This is a genomic window from Herbaspirillum hiltneri N3, from assembly GCF_001267925.1.
Taxonomy (GTDB): domain Bacteria; phylum Pseudomonadota; class Gammaproteobacteria; order Burkholderiales; family Burkholderiaceae_D; genus Herbaspirillum; species Herbaspirillum hiltneri.
Genome location: NZ_CP011409.1, coordinates 4421167 through 4442321, shown reverse-complemented (window position 1 = coordinate 4442321; position 21155 = coordinate 4421167). Strand labels below are relative to the sequence as shown.

General features: G+C 51.7%; 14 protein-coding genes. 5 read left to right on the top strand and 9 right to left on the bottom strand.

Annotated elements, in window-relative coordinates:
* Positions 1–6 precede the first annotated feature (6 nt).
* Complete coding sequence (locus F506_RS20115) at positions 7–3873, top strand: NACHT domain-containing protein (RefSeq protein ID WP_144424124.1); 3867 nt, start codon at positions 7–9, stop codon at positions 3871–3873.
* A 466-nt stretch (positions 3874–4339) separates the two neighbouring features.
* Positions 4340–5782 carry a HipA domain-containing protein gene (locus F506_RS20110; RefSeq protein ID WP_053200376.1) on the top strand — a complete coding sequence of 481 codons (1443 nt, stop codon included), beginning with the start codon at positions 4340–4342 and terminating at the stop codon, positions 5780–5782.
* 34 nt (positions 5783–5816) lie between these two features.
* Here F506_RS20110 and F506_RS23865 read toward each other — a convergent pair whose 3' ends face one another.
* The 7 genes from F506_RS23865 to F506_RS20080 form a co-directional block, all read right to left on the bottom strand.
* Positions 5817–6113 carry a helix-turn-helix domain-containing protein gene (locus tag F506_RS23865; RefSeq protein ID WP_407638248.1) on the bottom strand — a complete coding sequence of 99 codons (297 nt, stop codon included), beginning with the start codon at positions 6111–6113 and terminating at the stop codon, positions 5817–5819.
* A 250-nt stretch (positions 6114–6363) separates the two neighbouring features.
* Positions 6364–8661, bottom strand: coding sequence for a hypothetical protein (locus tag F506_RS20105; RefSeq protein ID WP_144424122.1), 2298 nt, complete (start codon positions 8659–8661; stop codon positions 6364–6366).
* A 5-nt stretch (positions 8662–8666) separates the two neighbouring features.
* Positions 8667–9227 (bottom strand): hypothetical protein, encoded by a 561-nt coding sequence (locus tag F506_RS23330; RefSeq protein WP_144424121.1) that lies wholly within the window; start codon positions 9225–9227, stop codon positions 8667–8669.
* Positions 9228–9345: 118 nt separating this feature from the next.
* Positions 9346–10302, bottom strand: coding sequence for a PDDEXK family nuclease (locus tag F506_RS20100; RefSeq protein ID WP_053200372.1), 957 nt, complete (start codon positions 10300–10302; stop codon positions 9346–9348).
* The gene (locus tag F506_RS20095; protein WP_053200370.1) at positions 10295–11272 is read right to left on the bottom strand and encodes a hypothetical protein; all 978 of its coding nucleotides are present in this window, start codon (positions 11270–11272) and stop codon (positions 10295–10297) included. The genes F506_RS20100 and F506_RS20095 overlap by 8 nt, the downstream gene beginning before the upstream one ends.
* A 602-nt stretch (positions 11273–11874) precedes the next feature.
* Positions 11875–13200: a helix-turn-helix domain-containing protein gene (locus tag F506_RS20090; protein WP_144424120.1), complete on the bottom strand. Its 1326-nt coding sequence runs from the start codon at positions 13198–13200 to the stop codon at positions 11875–11877.
* 469 nt (positions 13201–13669) lie between these two features.
* Positions 13670–15079 (bottom strand): hypothetical protein, encoded by a 1410-nt coding sequence (locus tag F506_RS20080; RefSeq protein ID WP_053200364.1) that lies wholly within the window; start codon positions 15077–15079, stop codon positions 13670–13672.
* Positions 15080–15962: 883 nt separating this feature from the next.
* On the opposite strand from F506_RS20080, the gene F506_RS20075 reads away from it, so the two are divergent.
* Positions 15963–16460 (top strand): DUF6471 domain-containing protein, encoded by a 498-nt coding sequence (locus F506_RS20075; protein WP_053200362.1) that lies wholly within the window; start codon positions 15963–15965, stop codon positions 16458–16460.
* 104 nt (positions 16461–16564) lie between these two features.
* Positions 16565–17035, top strand: coding sequence for a protein-tyrosine phosphatase family protein (locus tag F506_RS20070; RefSeq protein WP_053200360.1), 471 nt, complete (start codon positions 16565–16567; stop codon positions 17033–17035).
* Positions 17036–17269: 234 nt separating this feature from the next.
* Here the strand turns inward: F506_RS20070 and glmS are convergent, their stop codons facing one another.
* Positions 17270–19087, bottom strand: coding sequence for a glutamine--fructose-6-phosphate transaminase (isomerizing) (gene glmS, locus F506_RS20065; RefSeq protein WP_053200358.1), 1818 nt, complete (start codon positions 19085–19087; stop codon positions 17270–17272).
* 147 nt (positions 19088–19234) lie between these two features.
* Between glmS and F506_RS20060 the strand changes: the two genes are divergently transcribed.
* Positions 19235–19699, top strand: a complete 465-nt coding sequence (locus F506_RS20060; protein ID WP_053200356.1) for an Lrp/AsnC family transcriptional regulator — start codon at positions 19235–19237, stop codon at positions 19697–19699.
* 37 nt (positions 19700–19736) lie between these two features.
* On the opposite strand, the gene glmU is transcribed toward F506_RS20060, so the two are convergent.
* Positions 19737–21095, bottom strand: coding sequence for a bifunctional UDP-N-acetylglucosamine diphosphorylase/glucosamine-1-phosphate N-acetyltransferase GlmU (gene glmU / locus F506_RS20055; RefSeq protein ID WP_053200354.1), 1359 nt, complete (start codon positions 21093–21095; stop codon positions 19737–19739).
* Between the last annotated feature and the right edge of the window lie 60 nt (positions 21096–21155).

Genomic DNA, 21155 nt, shown 5'->3' with positions numbered 1-21155 from the left:
AGGAACATGAGCAGCCATATTATTAAAAACTTTGGTTCTACAGAGGCACCTTGGCAGCTGAGCGAAGAGGAAGCTAAAAGACAGGCTGTTCCTTCATTGCGAGGTTATATCTATCAAATTCATGCGTCCGTAGCTGCATGGATGAAACTCCCTATAAACGGTGAGCTGCACCTAGAAGTAGCGGAAGACTATGCTGAGCTACTTTCAACACCAAAAAACGTTGACGAAATTCTTCGAGTAGTTCAGGTAAAAGAGACGCGCGAATCAGGTTCCGTTACATTGAATTCAGTGGATGTACAGAAAGCGGTTCTTACACTATTTTCACTTCAGGAAAATAACCCGGGGCGAGAAGTATTCATGACGTTTTTGACCACCTCGCCGATTGGATATGAATATAAAAATCCTCTCCCCAGTGGCGTACCAGCATTGAAACAATGGGAGGCTGCAGCAACAAGTGGTGACGTCACTGAACTTCATGATGCCCTTAAGTTGCGGTTCTTAGACGGTCCATTCTCGAATTTTCTTCGAAATTGTACGAGTGCTCAGTTGCACAATCGGATTCTTAGGTGTTTGAGCTTTGCTTGCGACGCATCGCCATGGGAGCAATTAGAGAGGGATGGACGGGAATATCTCCGTAGCATCCGGAGCGAAGTTGACGCAGAAATTAGCACTGCTGGCGACGCCTATGATGCAATTTTGGCAGCCGTAGTCCGCAAGGTCTTGCAAAAAGAGAGTCGCATGTTAGACCGGAAGCAATTTCTCGATACCTTTGCTGAGGCCACTGCATATTCCTTGCCATCTCAAGTTGCAGCAGACCTCATCTCTCAAGCTACTCGTACACGAGAATCTTCAGGTACTCAAGGCTCAGCTTCTTCAAACATTAGTGAAGAGTCGCTTAAACAACTCGCAAGAAAACTGTGTGATTTCGGTAGGCCCCCATCATTGCTATTGTTGTTTCCTGATGTAGCGTCAGCTACTCAAACGGCTCTGGATTGCCTATCAACGGTAGACCGCTGGGTGATAGATGAAGAGACTGCCAATAGCAAGGACGCTCTGAGACTGCGTTTTGAGGACCTTCTTCAATACGGAGACGTGCATCACCTTATCTACGCCGCTCCAGGCTCGGGGAAAAGCCATTCGTTGCATCATCTCGCAGAGACTATTTTGCGTAAATGGGAGACCCCGAGCAAAGCCTCTGAGGTGCCCGATGGTGGTTTTGGTATCGTTGACGAGTTTAGTAAATTTCCTATTTTGCTTCCCATAGGCGGATTGAAAACTGCAGATTCAGTCATGTCAATTATTCGGACCATGCAACCCGAAATCGACCCGATTGCATTATTGCAGCATGAAAATGTCTGCGTGTTGCTAGATGGCTGGTCTGAATTCGCAACGAACGACTCCAATGAGCGAACAATTCTTCTCCAGGCACTTGATGGCGTCCGTACCATCGCAACCGCTCGGCGGCTGGACAATAGTGACGCAACTTTTAAATGCTGGTCTTTGGCGCGCTTGTCCCCCAACGAAATTCAAGATGTTCTTCGCCAAGATTCTTCCTGCCTAGATGCTCTCGATGAACAGGTCGTCGACCTTCTTCGGTTGCCACTTATGTTATCTCTGTATCTTCTGTTAGGAGGTGAAACGTCAACTCAAGGGGAACTTATTGCAAATTTTCATCAGCACGTTTCAAAAAAATTACCAGAAAAGTTTGACGATGTCCTTGCAGATGCCGTCTCCACGCTTTCCCTAAAGGACGAACGCTCTTATGTTCATTTTCTTGCCGCGCTCCGTAAGGCGGCAACTAATTGTCAAATAGTAGAACCCCAGGAGGTACTGCATAAACTGGGAACGCTGATGCAGCGTGGCAAAGTTGTCGTTGCGATTCACGATTTATATTGGAGTTGGTTATCTGGTGTAGGTATATTGCGTGGTTCCAAAATTAACCAAGCGTTAACTGAATTGGCGACTCGAGAGAGTTTAAATCTCGCGTTGCAGTCAGGCGAAATTGTCGAGCCAACACTTATTGCCGAAATTGCGAATACAGATGTGGTTCTGGCAGCTACATTCGACGCGAGTCTCCACAATGTATCTACAAATTCGTGCTTGGCCTTGACACTTAAGAAGATGTTCGAACATCCTCATTTTTCTGTTAGATGCCGCGCCGCTATCGCCGGGGTGCGGACAGGGCGCTCCCATTTTTTTGGTAAAGCACTGTTGGTCATCGACGAAATGGCAAAGGAAAAACTATATGTGCCGGAGTTAGTGGATGCACTCGATATCGCCGTCCTTTTTGCCAATCGCTCTGCATTAGGGGCATGGCTCGGCGGCCCAGGCACCGATATCGTGGCGGACGCAATTGCGGCTAACGGGAGCGGCCAATGGGTACCATGGTTAGAGCAAATGTTCGTGAGCGGTCAGCTTGGCGCACATCAGGCGTTGTACATCACTCTTGCGTGTAGCGCAGAGATTCCGAAGTGGGGATTTGAACATCTTCCATCCTTGGTAGCCTCAGAGCCATGGAAACTTCAATTCACAGCGAATCGCAGGGTAAACAGGCAACTTGCTGTTTGGCTAAGCCGTAACTATCCGGTGTTAAGCGGAGGGAATTTTTCGTCTGGATGGGATAGCAACCGGGTGCTTGTCTCTTGTGGTGATGATGCTGTCTTTGAAGAGTTACTAGCGAATTTCCCGTCTATGGCGCCAAGCAGTCAAGAAGTCTTGTCTATGGCAATACCTGAACTGGGGGACGAGTGGGTCGCAAAATTTCAAAAAATAGCATTCTCTAAGCCCGGACGCCAGAATTGCCGTCGTTTAGCAGAAACTGTTAGCTCAAAAATTGACGACTCAACAGCTCGCGAGTGGATAGCTTGTGGTTACTACCTTGAGGGGTGGGGAGTTCTTGTTGCTCGCCATGGAATAGACATGCTGCCGGAACTGATGAGGGAGCTACCGTATTCGTTCGCGGGCCATCCAAATATCCAAGCTCTTGAGGTTATATCTACCATCAAAGGCCTGCCTGCTTCATTGCTTGATGAATTCCATCAGAGACTGTTTTTCAATACAACAGACGGTGCTGCTCTTCAACCTAGAGTCATCGAATACGTGATTAAGACAGCAGCAGCGATACGGCCACTAGGGATGGCGTGGCTCATCAAGATGAGCTTTAACACTTCCATTTTTTTGAATAGTTACTACGGAAGGCGGCTCCTTGAGCATTACAGAGAGTGGTCTCGTGACACAGGCATGGTCGTGAACGTTGGTCCTAAAAACTCTTCTATGTTGTTCGATGAGATGTTTGCGACCACACATTTCATTACTAAATGGGATGAAATTTGGGGGGCAGAGGCATTGCGCTCCGTTCCAAAAGTGGCAATCAAAGCTGTGATTGGCTCATTTTCTCTTGATGACGATATGTCAAAAAAAATTCTCTTGGGATTTAAAGGTTTGACGACGTTCAATCCTGAGCTGTTTGAGAGAATGATTAATAGCACCATGCTGGCACCTTTAATACCAGATGTATTTTCTGAAGTTCTTAACCAGGTACCCCCAAATCAGCTTCTACAACTCGTTCAATCAGACGACCTCGAGGACGTACCCATATTCTATGCGCTTCGTTCGGCTACTGAACCGTCGTTCCGCGACGCGCATATGATATTAGTGAAGCGCTTGATATCCGAGCCGCTTAATTTGCACTATGTCCGCAACGTAGCAAATATGTTGAAGAATTATGACCGTGAGCAGCTTATTGAGTTTTTCAGTTCTATGCTCACGTCTGAGGGAACGCCCGGGAACGATTGTCTACATTGGTTGTTACGCGAAGTATGCACTTTGCGTCGTGAGCTGTTCATTGATGAACAGGGGCGACTACTATGTTAGTCGCAAACATTTACACGCGTCCCAAGGAGTCAACTTAGAGTTGGCTTAGCGCGAATCGACGGGCATCTAGTTGCGATACGGTTAAGGGGGTGGTAGTCGCAACCTGTTGTTAGCTAGTCTTTGACCGGTTCCAAGCACCAGCGACGTGCGTCGCTGCCTCTACTCCTGGTTCATCGGCTGAACCCGCTGCCCATTAAATGAAGGCTCTTGCCACCGACTACGCCCTCATTAGAGGCTCTTGCAGCCCTCGTTAATTTTAGCAAGAAATATCCTATTGCCCGCGCGGAAAATGTCGCAGGAGAGCCGCATTTCTATGTTCGATAAATCAAACCGTAATCCGGCTATGCTCGATATATCAAGCACCGCGTCCCTTCGACTAAATATGCGCTGGATAAGCCATTGCGAACATCTTAAAATCGCTTAAGAGCTTCCCTCGAGCAATGGCCATTCATGTCGGAGGCCGTCCATGACCTACAAACTTCTTGCAATCAGCGATAGCCAAAGAATTGGTGAGTTATTCTGTGAGAGCCTGGATGACCTGCATAAATTCCACTATTCGCGCAATTGGCGTGAGTCACCTCAAGCGTTCCCACTCTCGTCGCACATGTCGCTCAGCCGGGAGCGAATACCGTCATATACCATCCGCCGTTACCTGAATAACTTGCTCCCGGAGGGAGAGGCGCTTCATGTGGCCGCTGCTCGAAACAAAGTGTCAATAGCTAACACCTTAATCTTGGCGTTACGACTTGGCCAAGAGCCCGCAGGAGCTGCGAGTTTCGTGTGGGACGCAGATAATGTTGTTCTTCCCAATGTTCAGAAACCATTTCGCCGATATATCAGCGACGAAGAGCTGGCGCAGCGTATTCGAACTCGAGACAAGAATCCATTCTCAGTGTGGGGCGGCCGGTTATATCAGCAGCTCGCAGGCGTCCAAGATAAGTTGCAGATTCTGGTCGAGAACGGCGAGTTCTTTCTTGTGGGCGGCTCTCTTTCATCGACGCATATCATCAAGCCAGAAACGCGTAATCCGAAAACCCCTTTCATGGTTGCGAATGAGCATTTCTGCATGTCGCTCGCAGCGGCCCTTGGCCTGCAGGTAGCTTCAGTAGGTATTCGGAGGACCCCGGAACCGGTTCTTCTAATTGAGCGATTTGACCGCAGCGTGGAATACAACGTCCATGATGGACAGTGCGGAGCAATCGTACGCCGTCGTCATATCATCGATGGCTGCCAGGCTCTCAACATGCCAGCTGAATGGAAGTATGAATGTCCTAAGGGACATACGCCCTCTAGGAATGTACCAAGTATCGGCGTAAGTTTCGAAAAATTATTCTCACTTCGACCTTACTTTAGTGTGCCGGCGCAAGTCGTGAAGGGTATTCTTCAATGGGCGCTCCTCCAATTGCTTATCGGGAATAGCGACGCTCATGGCAAGAATATTTCGTTTTTCCAGACTCATGATGGACTCGCTCTAGCTCCGATGTACGACTTGGTGTGCACACAGGCATATGGGGATGCAGTGGCGCAAGAGATGGCAATGGCTTATGGCGGCACATTTCAATTGGTTAAGGTGGACGCTCAACAACTCCTAAAATTTGCAGGTATTGCCGGCGTTACTGCTAGATTGCTTGGAGAGGAACTGGCGCGACTAGCTTCCGCTGCTTTTGTCCACGCCAAACGCTTGGCGATTGATAGCATCTACACCGATGACGAACGTGCCTTCCTGTTATCAGTCACCGACTTCGTGTCATCTCAAGCCAAGAAAATGTTGAGATTTGCTGGAGACATCTATGTACATGGAAATCCGTCGGGGGTCCATCTGGGGCTGGCAAAAGATAAATTTGAGGCGCCGGCCGATATCGATGCAACGAATTCAGAAATTGGGCGCATGTTTAACGGCGACGATTGAACTTGTGTTCAGTCGCTCCTGGTTGCGTTTGGTCCTATTCTGATTTTTCAATTCTAATTGCTTTCTTTAGGACGACTCGAGTACGTCTTCTGGCTTCACGCAGGCGAAGTGTCACAAGAGTGGCGGAACCTTCATCGAAAAGGTCTCCAATAGTGGCACCAGGAGAAAGAACCTCGAGGTAGCGGAGGATGTTACCAATCGCCACACTGGAATCACCGTTCTCAATCCTGTACGCAGTATTTCGAGAAATCCCTGTGAGTGCCGCAGCATCTTCTTGTCGCATTGGGTGGGCATATCTCAGCCGTACGAGCAGAGCTCCAATCTTGGTCATCTGGCTGGCCAAATATTGGGGAACGGGAGCTGCGTGCTCACCTGTATTAAACTTTTGCACCTAAGCTCCGAGGTTTTATGACCTCCGGACTGGCGTAGTCTCGAAGGAACTTAATCTTGGTAAGAAACTTTACGGCACAGGAGTCCGTATCATCGTCATAGATTGCGATGGTTTCTTGCGTTGAATTGTTATGTTCCATATGTCTCCTTAAATCCGAGTAGATTTGCTAGTGCGCCTTTCGCGCTGCGGGTTAGAAATCGGTGAAAAGTTCCTGCTCATCATCAATCGAACTTTGATAGGTCGGCGGATGTGCGACGTGTGTTTCCGGACTAGTAGGCGTCGCGGGCATTTGAGGGAAATCCTCAACCATTGTTTCTACTTCATCTCGGTCGTGAACAGCACGTGCTTTAGTCCGTGGTTTGGCATCGCGGACGTATTCAGGAATCTCATCGTCAGCGTGTTCTTCGACGTCATCGATTCGGTCTTGTGTCATCTTTGAAACCCCATTCCTGGATGACTCAATCAATCTCTTCATGAGGATTTCTGCTTCAACGACCGCTTCTTTGCCGATAAAATGAGCCTCGGCGCCGAGGAATTTACGCACAATCTTTTGGTATTCGATGGAGTAATCCGTTCCGTCTTCGTTGAATTTTTTAGTTTTTCCCGTTGGCTCGAGTATGCCCAATCCAAAACCATCCAATTCCCACAGCAATAAAAATGGAGCATCTGGAATTACGTAGTATTTGATGGATACCGACGCACCACCGTGTAGACGTGCGTAACTGCGTGCGAATAGCTTAAGTTCATTCGAACTGAAATCATGAGTCCCGTGGCGCAGAAGCCCATCGCGATTGACCTTTCGAGTTTTTTCCTCGCAAAGACGCCTGAAGACATCATCGGGAGCGAAGTCCCAAGAAGCATCGCCTGTCCTGGCGAGCTTGTTCGCCTTGTAGATTTCAGCTGGACTGCCCATTACCGGTTTGCTAATTTCACCCTTCATATGGTCTGGAGTCAGAAGGTGGCTAGCGTTCGTCAGGAGATTGCGGCGACTGATGGCGGTCAACAGCGCTTGCATAAACCTTTCCATTGAGATAGCTCCGTCGGGGGCGGTCAATCTCCGAGTTCGGTCCTTGGCTTGGTCTCCGGTTTTCTTGGTAGAGCCAGGTTGTTCCGCCAAGGCAGTTTGGAAATACCCCATGACTTCTTCGGCAGGGCCTTTCGCTGGCGGTGTGCCAGGTGCAGCCATGCTCGCATGCATCCGAAAGCGTCCGACGAGAGAGGTGGTCGTGGCCATCGAAATGCCGGGGCCACGGTCTGTAAAAACCTCGCTGGCGCAGCCGTAGACGAAGCCTTTGAGGTGAGAGACTTTCCAACGCATAAGTATGCGAGTCTTGGGGATGGCTGCATTAAAGACGCAACGGCGATAACCATCACCGTTTTCGGCCCCGAAGGTCACGTGCCAGCCGACGATTGCTGAACTGTGCGGGCATACACCTAAAAGAACTGTGGGCTTCCCGCGACCTTCAATTTTGATTCTGTGATTTCCATATAGGAGAAAATTATCTGCGGTCGTTCCATCAATCTGCAGCACTGGCAGTTGGTCATGGAGGATGTCGTGCACGCTACCGCCCTTCGACCCGGTGGGAACGGGCTTCTTAGCCTCACGTTCATCGCGGAACTCCTTCAAGAGCTTACGCCCTCTTATTTTCATGTTTTGGTCGGAAGGGAGAATTCTCGGATTGATAGGAACATAAATCCGGTGACCCTCTTTATCTCGAGTCGTTGCGACCCTACTCAAAGTCCAGCGTAAGAAAATAATCGGAAAGCTGTCATCGGTGTCATAGGCTTGTTCTTTTATGAAGTTGGTATACTCAGCGAGCAAATGTCCGGTCAGTCGTAGAACTTGGTGCCCTTTCTTCTTGAACGTTCCCTGTGTTTTTGGAGGGCGGCCGCATCGAATAGGCCGGCCATCCGCATCCTTCAAGTTGAGACGAGAGACTTCTGGTGCACCTTTGAGCCAGTTGTGGTCAACGAGCGCATTTTCGTGTTTCCCATAAAAAAGATGCCGTTGAATCCACTTGCGAACTGAATCCTCGTCTACCGAAAATCTATCAGCCGCAACTTTTACGGACTCAGCCTGGGCACGTCTGTCCGAAAGTATGCGGTCTCCCCAAGTGACATCGATAAATGCAACAACTTGGCGCCGAAGGTCGAGCTGGCTATTGGTGCCGAGAGGAAATGCAAGTTCATTCATCTGTTCCGGGTGGCCATGTTCTGCGACTCGCAACAGTTTTCCTCGACTCATGGCATCTTCGACGAATTCACGGGTCCATACAATGCGGTCTCTAATATGTTCAGAAGGAGGGGCGGCTGTAAACGTACGTTTCTTTCCACCAGCTTTTAACGACGTCAGTATGGCTGTGCCAAGTCGCAGTGCAAAGACGTGCGAATCGTTGTGACCAATTATGCGAAAAATGGCCTCGCATCCACGGCTCGTGACTAGAGACACGTTGCTGTTTCGAACGAGCACAGGTTTGTCTTTATTCATGATTACTAAATCGATTTCAAGATGCGTGTTCCTCTATTCCAATGTCTATGCATCAATGCGTTAGGATGCCGACCGTAAAAGAGATGAATTTCATACCAACCGCGTACGTCACACTGAGCTGCATTAAAGCGAAATGAGGCGTGTTTGATTGCACACCTATAACTGAACTGGTCAGCGAGAATAGTCATTCCGAAGCTGCGGTCGAGAAACTGAACCGCAGCGCGACGCAAATCAAGCTCTGAGTCTTCTCCAGAAGGAATGGATGTCTCTGTCATGTGGAGCGGTATAAATTTGTCTGGAGTCGGCCGAAGCAAGCAGTGATTAAACCTAGGCATGTAAAAATCCTCAGCCCAGATTTCCCAACTCCTAGCATTCCTCGGTGGCCCGTTTGGGGAGAACACCGGCGCGCCAGAATAAGGAAAATTTACTTTTCCAATTTCTATTGCGCAGACCTCCTTGGGAGTTGTATCCAGAATGCGATAGATGGCGAGTTTGCCGCTTTCTTTGCATAGGCTAACTGTGGAGTTGCGCTCAAAGTGAGGTAGTGGAATCAAAGGATTACTCATGGCATGCTCCTTGACTTGCTCTTAATCCCGACACCAAGATAGGGGTGAGAGGAGCAATACGAGAAGCCCCTCATGCTTTCAAATATCGCTTCTCGTATGAAAGATATGCAATAGATTTTCATTTGACCGGTAACCACGGGTTACTCCAAAAATTGATGACAGGCTGGTTGGGCATTTGTAAATGAAGTGGCTTATGAGGAAGAAGGTCATGCACGTGGTCGACTCTCAAATAGCCTAGAAAATTTGCTATTCCGAAAACACGGTAAGTCTCGTGACGAGACCAGCCAAAATGTTGAGCGGCATCTCGAATTTCCCAATCGCAGATGTCCAATACGGTTTTGTTTGACATGTATTCGCCTAAAGCTGCAGCGCGAACTTGATATACTTCGACATCCTCGACGTAGCGCATGTTTTCAAAAAGACGTCGACAGTTAATTTCTAACTGGCTAGGCATTGAGTGCTCGGTAATAAATTGATGCGTAAAATTCCAGCTATCGACCAGACCGAATTCTTTTTTGTGGCGCTTGATTTCTGACGTCTCGCTTGTGAATTCATAAGGTTTGACTGAAACAGCGTGGTAGTGAAACTTGTCTCCTGCTCTGAGGGTCGTCATAAAGTCGAGCGTAATCTTGAGGTGCTTGGGTAATCGCAAACCGGCATGCTTGCAGGCCAGATAATCAGCCCGGCCCCACAAGGCATATTGCGCACGGATTTCAACGATGTTTGGGTCAAACTCGGCGCAAACAAGGAAGCGACGTTCAAGCGCCGATTGGCAAGGTACAACTCCTCCCGCTTTAAAGCTGTAATAGTTGCCGGCGATGCCGATTCGTCCTTCGCTCGCCTTCTTCCAATGGCGGTACTGCGGCGCCGAGAGTTGTCCGCGCGGGTCTCGCTCCGGCAACTGAGGTGGCCAGGTGAGGATGGTCGATGTTTGCAAGCGAGTCAGGTCGAAGCCGGAATAATTCACGGGTGCTTTGAGTCCTGGGGCGATTGAGAGCCGTCCCGTTTGGACGATACGTTCCTCGTCGGCTGGCGTGAACGGAATCGTTATTGCGTTGGAAGGATATCTAGGCATAAGCTACCTCCACGTCGAGCTCAGCCTTATTCTTGCCCTGTTTCTTTGTCATAGGCGGCTGCATTTCTTCGATACGTTTGCGAAAGTCCGCGATAGTTTCTGCATATTTCGCAATCAACGCCTGAGCCTCATTCGATGACAGACTCAAGCTTGGGCTCGATTCGCACGGAAAATTCGACAACAGATAGGTCTTGGTAATGCGCTGCATTGGCGACGTTTCGATAGAAAGGCTGTACTTTCTGGTCAAGTGTTCGGTCAAACGAGTCAATAAAGCGTCGATGCCACATTTTCTCGAATGTCTTTTTGAGGCTGGGCCGTGCTTCTCAAAGAAAGTTGTGTCGACAAGGGAGAAATGCCGCATCGCTCCGTGCTGCTCCTTTTTATTCCTTAATTCGGAGCGAGTGATATTCGGATTTTGGCGAAGCTGGTCACTTAACCATATCCGGTGTGCGTTCTCAAGTCGTTGCTGTTCAGGCTGACAAAGGCTATTGAAGTGGTCGATGTATTTCTGCCCTGAGCGGTGTCGGCTCTTTCGGCGTACCTTCAGCTTTTCCGGCTCAGCTTCAGCACTAGAGAATTTGATGCGCTCATGCTCTTTAGCTGCCACATACATAGATTGAAAACCATCAAGTCCTTTATTGATTGTGTACAGAGCTGCCAAGTGATGAATTGGATTGCGAACATATCCGTCATGCAAGTCTGCCCCGACCAGTCTGCGTGCAGTCAATTTACGGATTCCAAGGTATTCAATAGCGTCACGACCACAGGATTCTTGCATCGCTTCAAACAATCTCGAATCTGATTCGTGCCTAGTTCTCTGACGGAAATCAAATATATGGCTGAGTATCTTGGTGACCGACTTAGCAGAAAGGTCCGTAGGTTTTTCCCCAACCATGATTTGGTCTGCCATAGTGGCCAATCCGATTCCCATCTCCATCCCAAGGTTGTCCGTTATCTTGATAGGTTTCATGCTGCGGCGTTTGCATATGCATCTAGTTGATATTTTCCAGTTCGTCCGCTTGCGTCGATGACCAGCCTCGCAAACGTCGCAAAACGTCATGAGTGGTTCTTTGTGGGACGCACACATAAAAATTGCCGGCGCGAGATGTTGCCGTCTCCACGTCGCGTATCCTTGTTTCTTCAGGTCGGACTCCACGCATTTATGGCAGAGCGCCATACGACTTCTCGGTGACTGAGACAGACCTAGTAGCCCTACAATACCTGGTACGGACGCTCCATCGTGATGGGCGTGTAGAAGGGTGACTTCGTCGGGAGAAAGAAATGGGGAAAATAGAGGAACGCGGGTATGTCCCTCTCTCAACGCACTGGCGCTAGGAAGTCCATGGACATTATTGCTGTACCACTCCAGCCCAGTTGGATACGCCAATCCAGGGCGTCCTGATTTTCTGTCTTTAATATTCGGCCCACTCAGCGTTCTGGAGAAGCTAAGGTCTAACGAATGTCGACGAATATAGAGACCGACATCCTCTGAATCCACGAGTGCCATAGTCACGGAGAGTTTGGGAAATGAAAATGTTTCCGATTGATGCCCCGAAATATATTGAGAGCCTTTCACTTGAGAACCTTTCGAATAGACGACGAACGCAAGCCTAACTTTTTAGCGTAAGACTCCGGGCTCCGATTGAAGCGTTCTCGAGCGAGAGCAAGACGTTTCGCTGTTAGCTCTTCGGATGGACCTTCCGCGGCAGCTTGTTCAAGGGCAGTGGGGGAGGGGGGATTTAGCTCCAGCTCCTGCAGAATTCGACTAAGAACGAACTGCACTTGAGTCTGTGTCAGCGAGGAAACGAGTCCATCTTTCTCGCACTTATTCAAGGCGTACGCTGGCACGCCGATTCGTTTGAGCAAGTAATATTTTGAGTGACGTTTCGCAGTCTCGGTCGGTGTTTCGTTGCTGTTTTTTGTGGCCAGAAGTGCTGTCTTCAATGGCTTGAGCACTTCTTGTGGCGGAATACGGGCATCGGCGACTGACACGCAAGTTACGTCTGGTTTGATTTTGTCGAATCGATTCTTGTCGTTTCTTTGTAAGCGTGTGTATTCATTCGGTAGCAGGCGTCTTAATTGCTGAGTGGAGAAGGTGGGGTTCATATTTTTTGCGCGTTCCCAACTCACCAAATCAGCATTGACCTGGTCGGCAAGTGCAGTCTTGCTAGGAAGAGGTTGGTTGGTGGTGGCCTTGCGCCAACGATATGCTTGAGAAAGTGACACATCATATTTGTCAGCTATTTCTTTAGGAGTCATTTTTTCTAAATAATCCTTGGCGACGTCCGTTAGATTCTCTTTGAGTTTCCTATTGGTCGCGGCAACGACGATTTCATGAAAATCGCAGAACGCGCTAAGGACCGCTTGCTGAATATTTAGGGCTGCAGCGGTAGCTTTGAGAGTGCGATGCTCTGCCAGCGCGGCGACGACGGCATCTGTTAAGGGAGTCGGTCTATCCGGCCGCCGCTGAACGTCGTTTGATGCCATCGTGCGAGGAGCTGCTATATAGGAGACGTTCTCGGCGAACCAGCGGAGCAGGATGCAGATTTCCGGATGCACATCTTTATTGAGGCTGGTCAGGGCGGTGAGATTAGTGCGAATGAGATGCTCATCGCCGACAATAAAGTTCAAGCGTGTTTCAGGAAAAGCACCTTTGAAATACTTAGCGAAGGTAGCCTGTAGTTCAGTGATTCTTGTGCGGCCATTTTCATCTATCCAATTGGCTTCACGCAACGCTTGGACAACATCTTCCTTGTGATACTTTGATTTTTCCATTGAGATTGTCATGCAATGCTCAATACGTTTTCCAAGTTCCATAGTCATTTCAATTTGATATCTATTAGGAGTTAGTTGGCACTCTTGATGAAAGAGACTCATTTGACCGTAAGCTGCCTGCATTGGGATTCCATGCTTTGGGCAGATGGATATATGTAAAGCACCTGAAAGGCGGTCGACATAAGAGAATCCTTCCTTTTTTTTTGAGCCTCAGTACATTCCGGGCACTCAAGGTATGTGCCGTCGCAGGTGCCTAGCAATAGCGGCAATCGGCATAGTCGGACAGGACCTCGATGCATTGAAATCAATCGAACCCGTTGAGATGTGATTTTTTCTTTCCGCAAGCCGCAGCAGTAGAAGTTGAATTCTGTGTGGTTCTCAATGAAAGTATCGATATCACCGTAGGTATCGCCGAAAACCCGTTGGAATTCGCCAAGATGACTGGGCATACCGTCTAGTCCTGGTTGCCTCTCAAGCAGTTGGCGACAAATCTTCAGCAAAGACCCCGAGTCCAAGTAGCTCATGATGCGTCTCAACAGGCTATTGAGAATTTCCCCGTCAGGCGAGTGCGGAAGGACCAATAGGTTGGGCTTCATCTGTCTACGTTTCTGGTGTCAAAAATTGGGGAAAGCCATCCGTTTACAGTGGGGTCGTTAAACATTGGCGTAGGCATGTAGTCCAGATTTTGGAGAATCCGAATTTGGTCGTCTTTCTTAGGTTTGAACGTCATGCTCGTGATAGCTCGCATAGTCGATTGATGAAGCATCAATCGCGTACCGAAAATGTTAAGAACTTCCTCTCTAGTTAACTTTCCTGGATGAAGAAGTTCAGACCTGGAAATTAGAGACAGATGCAATGCCTCGAAGCCTTGTTTGAGCCATCGGTAGTTTCCAAGAGTGGCCTCGTAAATCCACATGGGAAGCGCTGCAGGCATTGCGCAGTCTTCTGGAATGAAGCCTTGCTTCCAAAGCCAAGCCACGATTTTTTGCCACAAACCCTTGGGCTGTTCTTTGCCATCCTCAGAAGCGATGTGCTTCGGAAGGGCAAATCTGTCCATGTGCAGACCCGGTCCGTTGAATAGATTTCCGTTCAACTTGTTCATATAAGTTGCCGAATAGAGGAATGCGCTAGTCCCAGAAACTAGGATGGGGATGCCTGAGAATTCTCTCAGCTTGAGTAGGAAGCTGAAGATGCTAGAAGTCTTGCTATTGACGTTGGCCCAACCTCCGCCATCGAGAATAAATATGCCAACATTCAGCATTGTGCAAAGGGCAATCGCAACGTTCTCTGGCGTGCCTCTGTTCTTTCCCCTACCACCAAGCAACTGAGATAGAGCATTGATTTCGACGGTGTGATTGCTGATGCCGGCCAAGACCTGATAGCGCAGGTCTCGAAATAATCCTTCGAGTGTCCCGCATGTCGGATACCGTAAAAATATGCATGGAAATATATACATGAGCTGAGGTACAGGATGCGTTCCTTCTACTCTGAACGGCTTACCCAGCATTTGCACAAAGCGTTCCAGTGCGGCGGTACGTCCCATGCCGGAGGGCCCCGTCATCCAGAAGCTGGTGTCAGTGAAACTGGATAAACATGGAGGGATGGGACGCAGGTTCCCACCATTTTTAATCTCTGTGCAGGCATGGAAATACAGACGAAACGCTTCATCGCCAAATAGTTTGGACTGATAAAACCTCCGGACTCGCGCGTTGACTTGTGCAAAAAACGTGCTCGTCTCTTTGACAACCATATGCGCGCCAGGGAAGTCGTTTGTTATTGCATCAAGCTTCGTATTGATGTCGGCGTTCTGAAGCTCTTTTGCCCTGGGGTTGCCCGACTTCCGCATTCTCACCGTGATTTCATCCATGCTTTTTGGACGCATTAGTTCAGTCATCTCATTTCCACTAAGGTCGCTTACCGCTAGTGACCAGGGCAAAGGTTCGATGGCTTTCGTGGCAAGGATGGGGAGAGGGTCGTCGCCGACTACAATTTGGTTCTGCATCGCGGCACCTCATTGACGAGAGCTTCGAGGCGAGGTCGCCGAATTCGCGGAACTGCAGGCAAGCCACGGCCTGCCAATTGAGCCTCATTCGAGACGTGACCTGAGTCTCGCGCAGCAAATGTGCGGACGGCAAAGGGCCGTGCAGAATTTTGGGGAAGGTTTTTCGGCGGCGGCCCAGGAAGAGGGCGGCCGCCGTCGAGGATGCGGTTATCCATTGAGTGGTCTCATATCAAGTCGCGCAATTTTTAGGCGCGATTGTTGACAGCGTACGCCGTTCATGAGACCATCCGCGCGTGAAGGGTTTGCGGGCGTCCAAAACGGCGTACCGATTAACAAATCCAGTGGGAGGTACCGGTTGCAGCCGGTACCTCCCATTTTTATTTGGGAGGTACCTCCACTGGATAAGCGGCGTAAGTTGTAGGTGAAGCGAGCGTAGTCCCGTGATTTCTGGCTGGCAGTCGGGCTACTTACATCCTCCGGGTTTTGAAATGCGAAAACGTGCAACGTCCCTTGACAAAAATGGCATTCTTGTTATACCATTGTTTAATGGGGTATATGTTTTTAAAAAATATAGTGGCCGGGCAGTATATAACGGTAAACAATTTTTCTGCAATGCCATTTTTGGCTCCTGAATATTCTCTTTTTCCTTGGTAGCTTCCCCATCTCTGGATGTTGTGGGCCAAGCTTCCGCAGAATTAATAAATTCCTCTGTAGTGCGCAATGTGTAATAAAACTGCTGGCGGAACTGTGCCAGTGAAATACAATTGCCTGGAAGCGTAATTGCTATCCACGCGGCAAAATAAGCTGCCGCAGACTACCTTTAAAAACTTAAGCGTAGATAGCGTTTACGTTAGTCCGAAAAATCCAAAATTCAAGGAAATTCATGAGCGATATAAATGCTCAGTGGGTTAGCTTGGCCGCGCGTGTTGTCAGAGTTGCTTTGGCGAGAAAGGATGTTGGATATGCGGAGCTCGCGAAGCGCTTAGCCGAATTTGGCGTGACGGAGGACGATAAGACTCTTGCCGCTCGAGTGGCTGCGGGAAGAGTTCGCTTGGTTCTCTTTCTCCAAATACTTAGTGCAATTGACGCGGAGTTACCTCAAATATGGTGGCCTCCAATTTTCGCAAATGACACTTGGGATGGCCGTTCCAGGGCAGTCTTGGAGGCCGAACGTACTCAATTGGCACCGATGGAAATTGAGGAACTCGCCCAGCGTCTCGGCGAGCTGAATGCCGGATTTACTCAGAAGACCCTGGTTGAGCACGTTACTAGCGGAAATCTTTTTTTGCCTGAATTTTTGCGTTGCTTGGTTGTTTTGCGCAGTAGAAGTCTTGACCCATATATTGAATATCGAGACCTCCTCGCCGCCGCTCGTTCTTGATATTTGCGGTCTCTATCGATTTCTTTCCAGCGCAACATTGCGATTCTATGGTGGCTCCCCTAGAGTATAAAAACACATGTATTCACATGTTTTTTTAAAAGCATATGCCACTCTCTTCACGTACATTATTTAGTCGTCTCTATGCCCCACCGGTTGACGGCACCAGGCAGGCAATTGCGCTATCGCGTAGTGAGGCGGAGAAGATTCCATTTTTGGATACTGTTGCAATTATCTCAATAACGGCTCCCGAGAAGTCCCCGGCAGAACTGGCAGCCTTTTCGCACATCTTGCGACTCAGTTTCGCTGATGTTGATTTTCTGGCGACGGCCAATCTCTCAAAGCGCGCCGAGGCGAGGCTTAAAAAAGCGTTCACTCAAGAGCAGGCGCGTCAGGTGAAGGTCTTTGTAGAGAGCCTACCTTCAGGTATTCGAACAATCTTGGTTCATTGTGAGGGAGGCTTTTCTCGCTCTTGTGCAATTGTTCTCGCGCTGAATGAGCTATACGGTTGCGTCGTCGACCATGGTCAGCTTTCGGAGGCGAATCCATCCGTTCTAAAGCTGATGACGGGGCGCTAAGGTAAGGAACTTGCGTTCAGGCAAAACGGGTGAGGGTGGCCTCAATCTGTGCTGTGCGACGGGTAGTTGTTGCGGCCATTTGTACGCACGAAATGTAGCGATAAATGAAAGCCTCGGTTTGGCTCGTGAGCGACAGTTTTGAGTCCGTCGTGGGGTAACAACCGACTCTATTAGAAGGAGCGAAACCGAGGCTTTTAATAATCTACCGCACACACTAGTCACAAAAGTCCCCCCTCACTCCACCGTCACCGACTTCGCCAGATTCCGCGGCTTGTCCACATCCGTCCCGCGCGCCAGCGCGGTGTGATACGCCAGCAATTGCAGCGGCACCACGTGCAGGATCGGCGACAGCAGGCCGTAGTGTTCCGGCAGGCGGATGACATGGACGCCTTCGCTGGAGGCGATGCTGGAGCCGGCGTCGGCGAAGACGTACAGCTGACCGCCGCGTGCGCGCACTTCCTGCATGTTGGACTTCAGCTTCTCGATCAGCGCGTCGTTCGGCGCGACCGTGACCACCGGCATTTCTTCCGTCACCAGCGCCAGCGGACCATGCTTGAGTTCGCCGGCGGCGTAGGCTTCGGCGTGGATGTAGGTGATTTCCTTGAGCTTCAGGGCGCCTTCGAGGGCGATCGGGTAGTGCAGGCCGCGGCCGAGGAACAGGGCATTTTCTTTGCGTGCGAAGGCTTCGGCCCAGGCGGCGATGCTCGGCTCCAGCGCCAATACGCTTTGCAGCGCGGCGGGAAGGTGGCGCATGGCCTTGAGGTGTTCGGCTTCCTGCTCGTCGCTGAGCAGGCCGCGGGTTTGCGCCAGCGCCAGCGTGAGCAGGAACAGCGCCGCCAGTTGCGTGGTGAAGGCCTTGGTCGAGGCGACGCCGACTTCGACGCCGGCGCGCGTGATGTAGGCCAGTTGCGATTCGCGCACCATGGCGCTGGTGGCGACGTTGCAGATGGTCAGCGTGTGCTGCATGCCTTGCGCGCGAGCGTGCTTGAGCGCGGCGAGGGTGTCGGCGGTTTCGCCGCTTTGTGAAATCGTCACTACCAGCGAGTTCGGATTCGGCACGCTGTCGCGATAGCGGTATTCGCTGGCGATTTCGACGTTGACCGGAATCCTGGCGATCGACTCGAGCCAGTATTTGGCGGTCAGGCCGGAGTAGTAGCTGGTGCCGCAGGCGAGGATCAGGACCGAATCGACGCCCTTGAACACCTTGTGGGCACCGTCGCCGAACAGCTCCGGCATGATGCCGCTGACGCCTTCGAGGGTGTCGGCGATGGCGCGCGGCTGTTCGAAGATCTCCTTCTGCATGTAGTGCTGGTAGGGGCCGAGTTCGACGGCGCTGGTGAAGGCCTGCACGGTCTTGACTTCGCGCGTGACGCTCTTGCCGGCGGCGTCGACGATCCAGTAGCGTTGCAATTGCAGGTCGACCACGTCGCCTTCTTCGAGGTAGATAATCTGGTCGGTGGTGCCGGCCAGCGCCATGGCGTCGGAGGCGACGAAGTTCTGTCCTTCGCCCACGCCGACGATCAGCGGCGAGCCTTGGCGCGCGGCGACCACGCGGTGCGGTTCATCGACGCAGAACACGGCGATGGCGTAAGCGCCGGCGAGGCGGCGCACGGCTTGCTGCACAGTCTCGAACAGGTCGCCGGTATACATATGGTCGACCAGGTGGGCGATGACTTCGGTGTCGGTCTGGCTTTCAAAGACGTAGCCGACGCCTTGCAGTTCCTTGCGCAGTTCTTCGTAGTTCTCGATGATGCCGTTGTGGACCAGCGCGATGCGGTCGCGCGAGAAATGCGGGTGGGCATTGTGCGTTGCCGGAGCGCCGTGCGTGGCCCAGCGTGTGTGGGCGATGCCGGTGAAGCCGGCCAGGTGGGTTTCGGCGACCTGTTTTTGCAGCTCCGCGACACGCGCGGTGCTGCGCGAGCGCTGCAGCTTGCCGTCCATGTGCACCGCCACGCCGCAGGAATCATAGCCGCGGTATTCGAGGCGCTTGAGGCCTTCGAGCAAGATTGGAGTGACGTCTTTTTGCGCAACCGCGCCGACAATGCCGCACATATGCTGCCTTTCGAAATTGGGTGAATGGCGTCATCTTAGGTCAGGGGTGTTGAAATAAGATTTCTAAATTGGCTTATATTTGATTTATTATTGCTAGAGTTATTCTTGGTGAAATAATATTTCAAATTAATGAAATAAGTTTATCTTATGACGATCAATCTAGATGAGTTGGACCGCCGCATCCTGAATGCCTTGCAGGAAAACGCGGCGCAAACCAATTTCCAACTGGCCGAGCATGTGCACGCGTCGCCGCCGACTTGCCTGCGCCGCGTCAAGCGGCTGGTGGAAGCGGGCGTGATCACGCGCCAGGTGGCGATTCTCGCGCCCGAAAAGCTGGGGCCGGCCCTGACCGCGATCGTCGAGATCACGCTGGACCGGCAGGGCGATGAGGAGCAGGTGGAGTTTGAGGCGCTGATGGCGGCGGAGCCGGCGGTGCTGCAATGCTACCGGGTGTCGCCGGGGCCGGATTTCGTGCTGATGGTGCAGGTGGCGGACATGCCTGCGTATCACGGGCTGGCGCATCGCCTGTTCGCCACGCATCAGAACGTGCGCAACGTGCGCAGTTATTTTTCGATTCACCGCAGCAAGTTTGAAACCCGCATCGCGGTTTGAACGGCTTCGGAGCGATCCGGGCGGCGTGCTTTTCTGATTACTTCTTGATCTTGACCGGACGCGTCCAGCCCGGCAGGGAGAGTTGTTTGGCGCGCGACAGCGTCAGCTGGCCTGCCGGCGCATCCTTGGTCAGTGTGGTGCCGGCGCCGATGGTGGCGCCTTTGCCCACGCGCACCGGGGCGACCAGCTGGCTGTCGCTGCCGATGAAGGCGTCGTCTTCGATGACGGTTTCAAACTTGTTGACGCCGTCGTAGTTGCAGGTGATCACGCCCGCGCCGACATTGACGCCCGAGCCGATCACGGCGTCGCCGATATAGGCCAGGTGATTGGCCTTGCTGCGTGCGGCGATGCGGCTCTTCTTCACTTCCACGAAATTGCCGATGTGCACTTCTTCGCCGAGTTCGGCGCCCGGACGCAGGCGCGCGTACGGGCCGACCTGGGCCGACGCGCCGACCACGGCGCCGTCGATGTGCGAGAACGGTTTGATCTGGGCGCCCTTGCCGATGCGCGCGTCCTTGACGATGCAGTTGGCGCCGATGACGGCGCCGTCATCGATGTCGACCTTGCCTTCAAAGATGCAGTTCACGTCGATGCTGACATCGCGACCGCAGGACAGCGTGCCGCGTACGTCCAGCCGGGCCGGGTCGAGCAGCGTGACGCCCTGTTCCAGCAGCGCGTTGGCGACGCGGCGCTGGTAGGCGCGCTCAAGCTCGGCCAGTTGCACCTTGCTGTTGACGCCAAGCGTCTCCGTCACATCGGCCGGGTTGGCCGAGACGACGTCGACGCCGTCGGCCACCGCCGCAGCGATGACATCAGTGAGGTAGTACTCGCCCTGGGCGTTGTCGTTGGACAGTGCGGCCAGCCAGGTACGCAGCCTGGCGGTCGGGGCGGCGATGATGCCGGTATTGATTTCGCAGATGGTGCGCTCGGCTTCGCTGGCATCCTTTTGTTCGACGATGCGCGTGATCTTGCCGTGCTCCCGGACAATGCGGCCGTAGCCGGTCGGATCCGGCACGGTGATCGTCAGCACCGCCAGCTTGTCGTTGCCGGCGGCGGCCATCAGGCGTTGCAGCGTGGCCGGGGTAGTCAGCGGCACATCGCCGTACAGCACCAGCGTGGGTGCGTCGTCATCCAGAAAAGGCAGCGCCTGCGCCACTGCATGGCCGGTGCCGAGTTGCGGTTCCTGGCGGGCAAAGGAGAGTCCGGCGTCGGCGAAGCTCGATGGAACCGCGTCACCGCCGTGGCCGTAGACCACGCACAGTTGCGTCGGCGACAGTGTCTTGGCGGTGTCGACGACATGGCCCAGCAAGGATTTGCCGGCGAGCGGGTGCAGGACTTTCGGCAGCGCGGATTGCATGCGCTTTCCCATGCCGGCGGCGAGGATGACGATGTTCATGAGTGGTGTGGAAAAATAAGGCGAAAGTGTAGCATGGGGCTGGCGTACAGGATGGTCGGG

What these genes read in the sequence shown, in the direction of transcription:
- F506_RS20115 (WP_144424124.1), top strand. Translation starts at nt 7, where the DNA reads ATGAGCAGCCATATTATTAAAAACTTTGGTTCTACAGAGGCACCTTGG.
- F506_RS20110 (WP_053200376.1), top strand. Translation starts at nt 4,340, where the DNA reads ATGACCTACAAACTTCTTGCAATCAGCGATAGCCAAAGAATTGGTGAG.
- F506_RS23865 (WP_407638248.1), bottom strand. Translation starts at nt 6,113, where the DNA reads ATGACCAAGATTGGAGCTCTGCTCGTACGGCTGAGATATGCCCACCCA.
- F506_RS20105 (WP_144424122.1), bottom strand. Translation starts at nt 8,661, where the DNA reads ATGAATAAAGACAAACCTGTGCTCGTTCGAAACAGCAACGTGTCTCTA.
- F506_RS23330 (WP_144424121.1), bottom strand. Translation starts at nt 9,227, where the DNA reads ATGAGTAATCCTTTGATTCCACTACCTCACTTTGAGCGCAACTCCACA.
- F506_RS20100 (WP_053200372.1), bottom strand. Translation starts at nt 10,302, where the DNA reads ATGCCTAGATATCCTTCCAACGCAATAACGATTCCGTTCACGCCAGCC.
- F506_RS20095 (WP_053200370.1), bottom strand. Translation starts at nt 11,272, where the DNA reads ATGAAACCTATCAAGATAACGGACAACCTTGGGATGGAGATGGGAATC.
- F506_RS20090 (WP_144424120.1), bottom strand. Translation starts at nt 13,200, where the DNA reads ATGCAGGCAGCTTACGGTCAAATGAGTCTCTTTCATCAAGAGTGCCAA.
- F506_RS20080 (WP_053200364.1), bottom strand. Translation starts at nt 15,079, where the DNA reads ATGCAGAACCAAATTGTAGTCGGCGACGACCCTCTCCCCATCCTTGCC.
- F506_RS20075 (WP_053200362.1), top strand. Translation starts at nt 15,963, where the DNA reads ATGAGCGATATAAATGCTCAGTGGGTTAGCTTGGCCGCGCGTGTTGTC.
- F506_RS20070 (WP_053200360.1), top strand. Translation starts at nt 16,565, where the DNA reads ATGCCACTCTCTTCACGTACATTATTTAGTCGTCTCTATGCCCCACCG.
- glmS (WP_053200358.1), bottom strand. Translation starts at nt 19,087, where the DNA reads ATGTGCGGCATTGTCGGCGCGGTTGCGCAAAAAGACGTCACTCCAATC.
- F506_RS20060 (WP_053200356.1), top strand. Translation starts at nt 19,235, where the DNA reads ATGACGATCAATCTAGATGAGTTGGACCGCCGCATCCTGAATGCCTTG.
- glmU (WP_053200354.1), bottom strand. Translation starts at nt 21,095, where the DNA reads ATGAACATCGTCATCCTCGCCGCCGGCATGGGAAAGCGCATGCAATCC.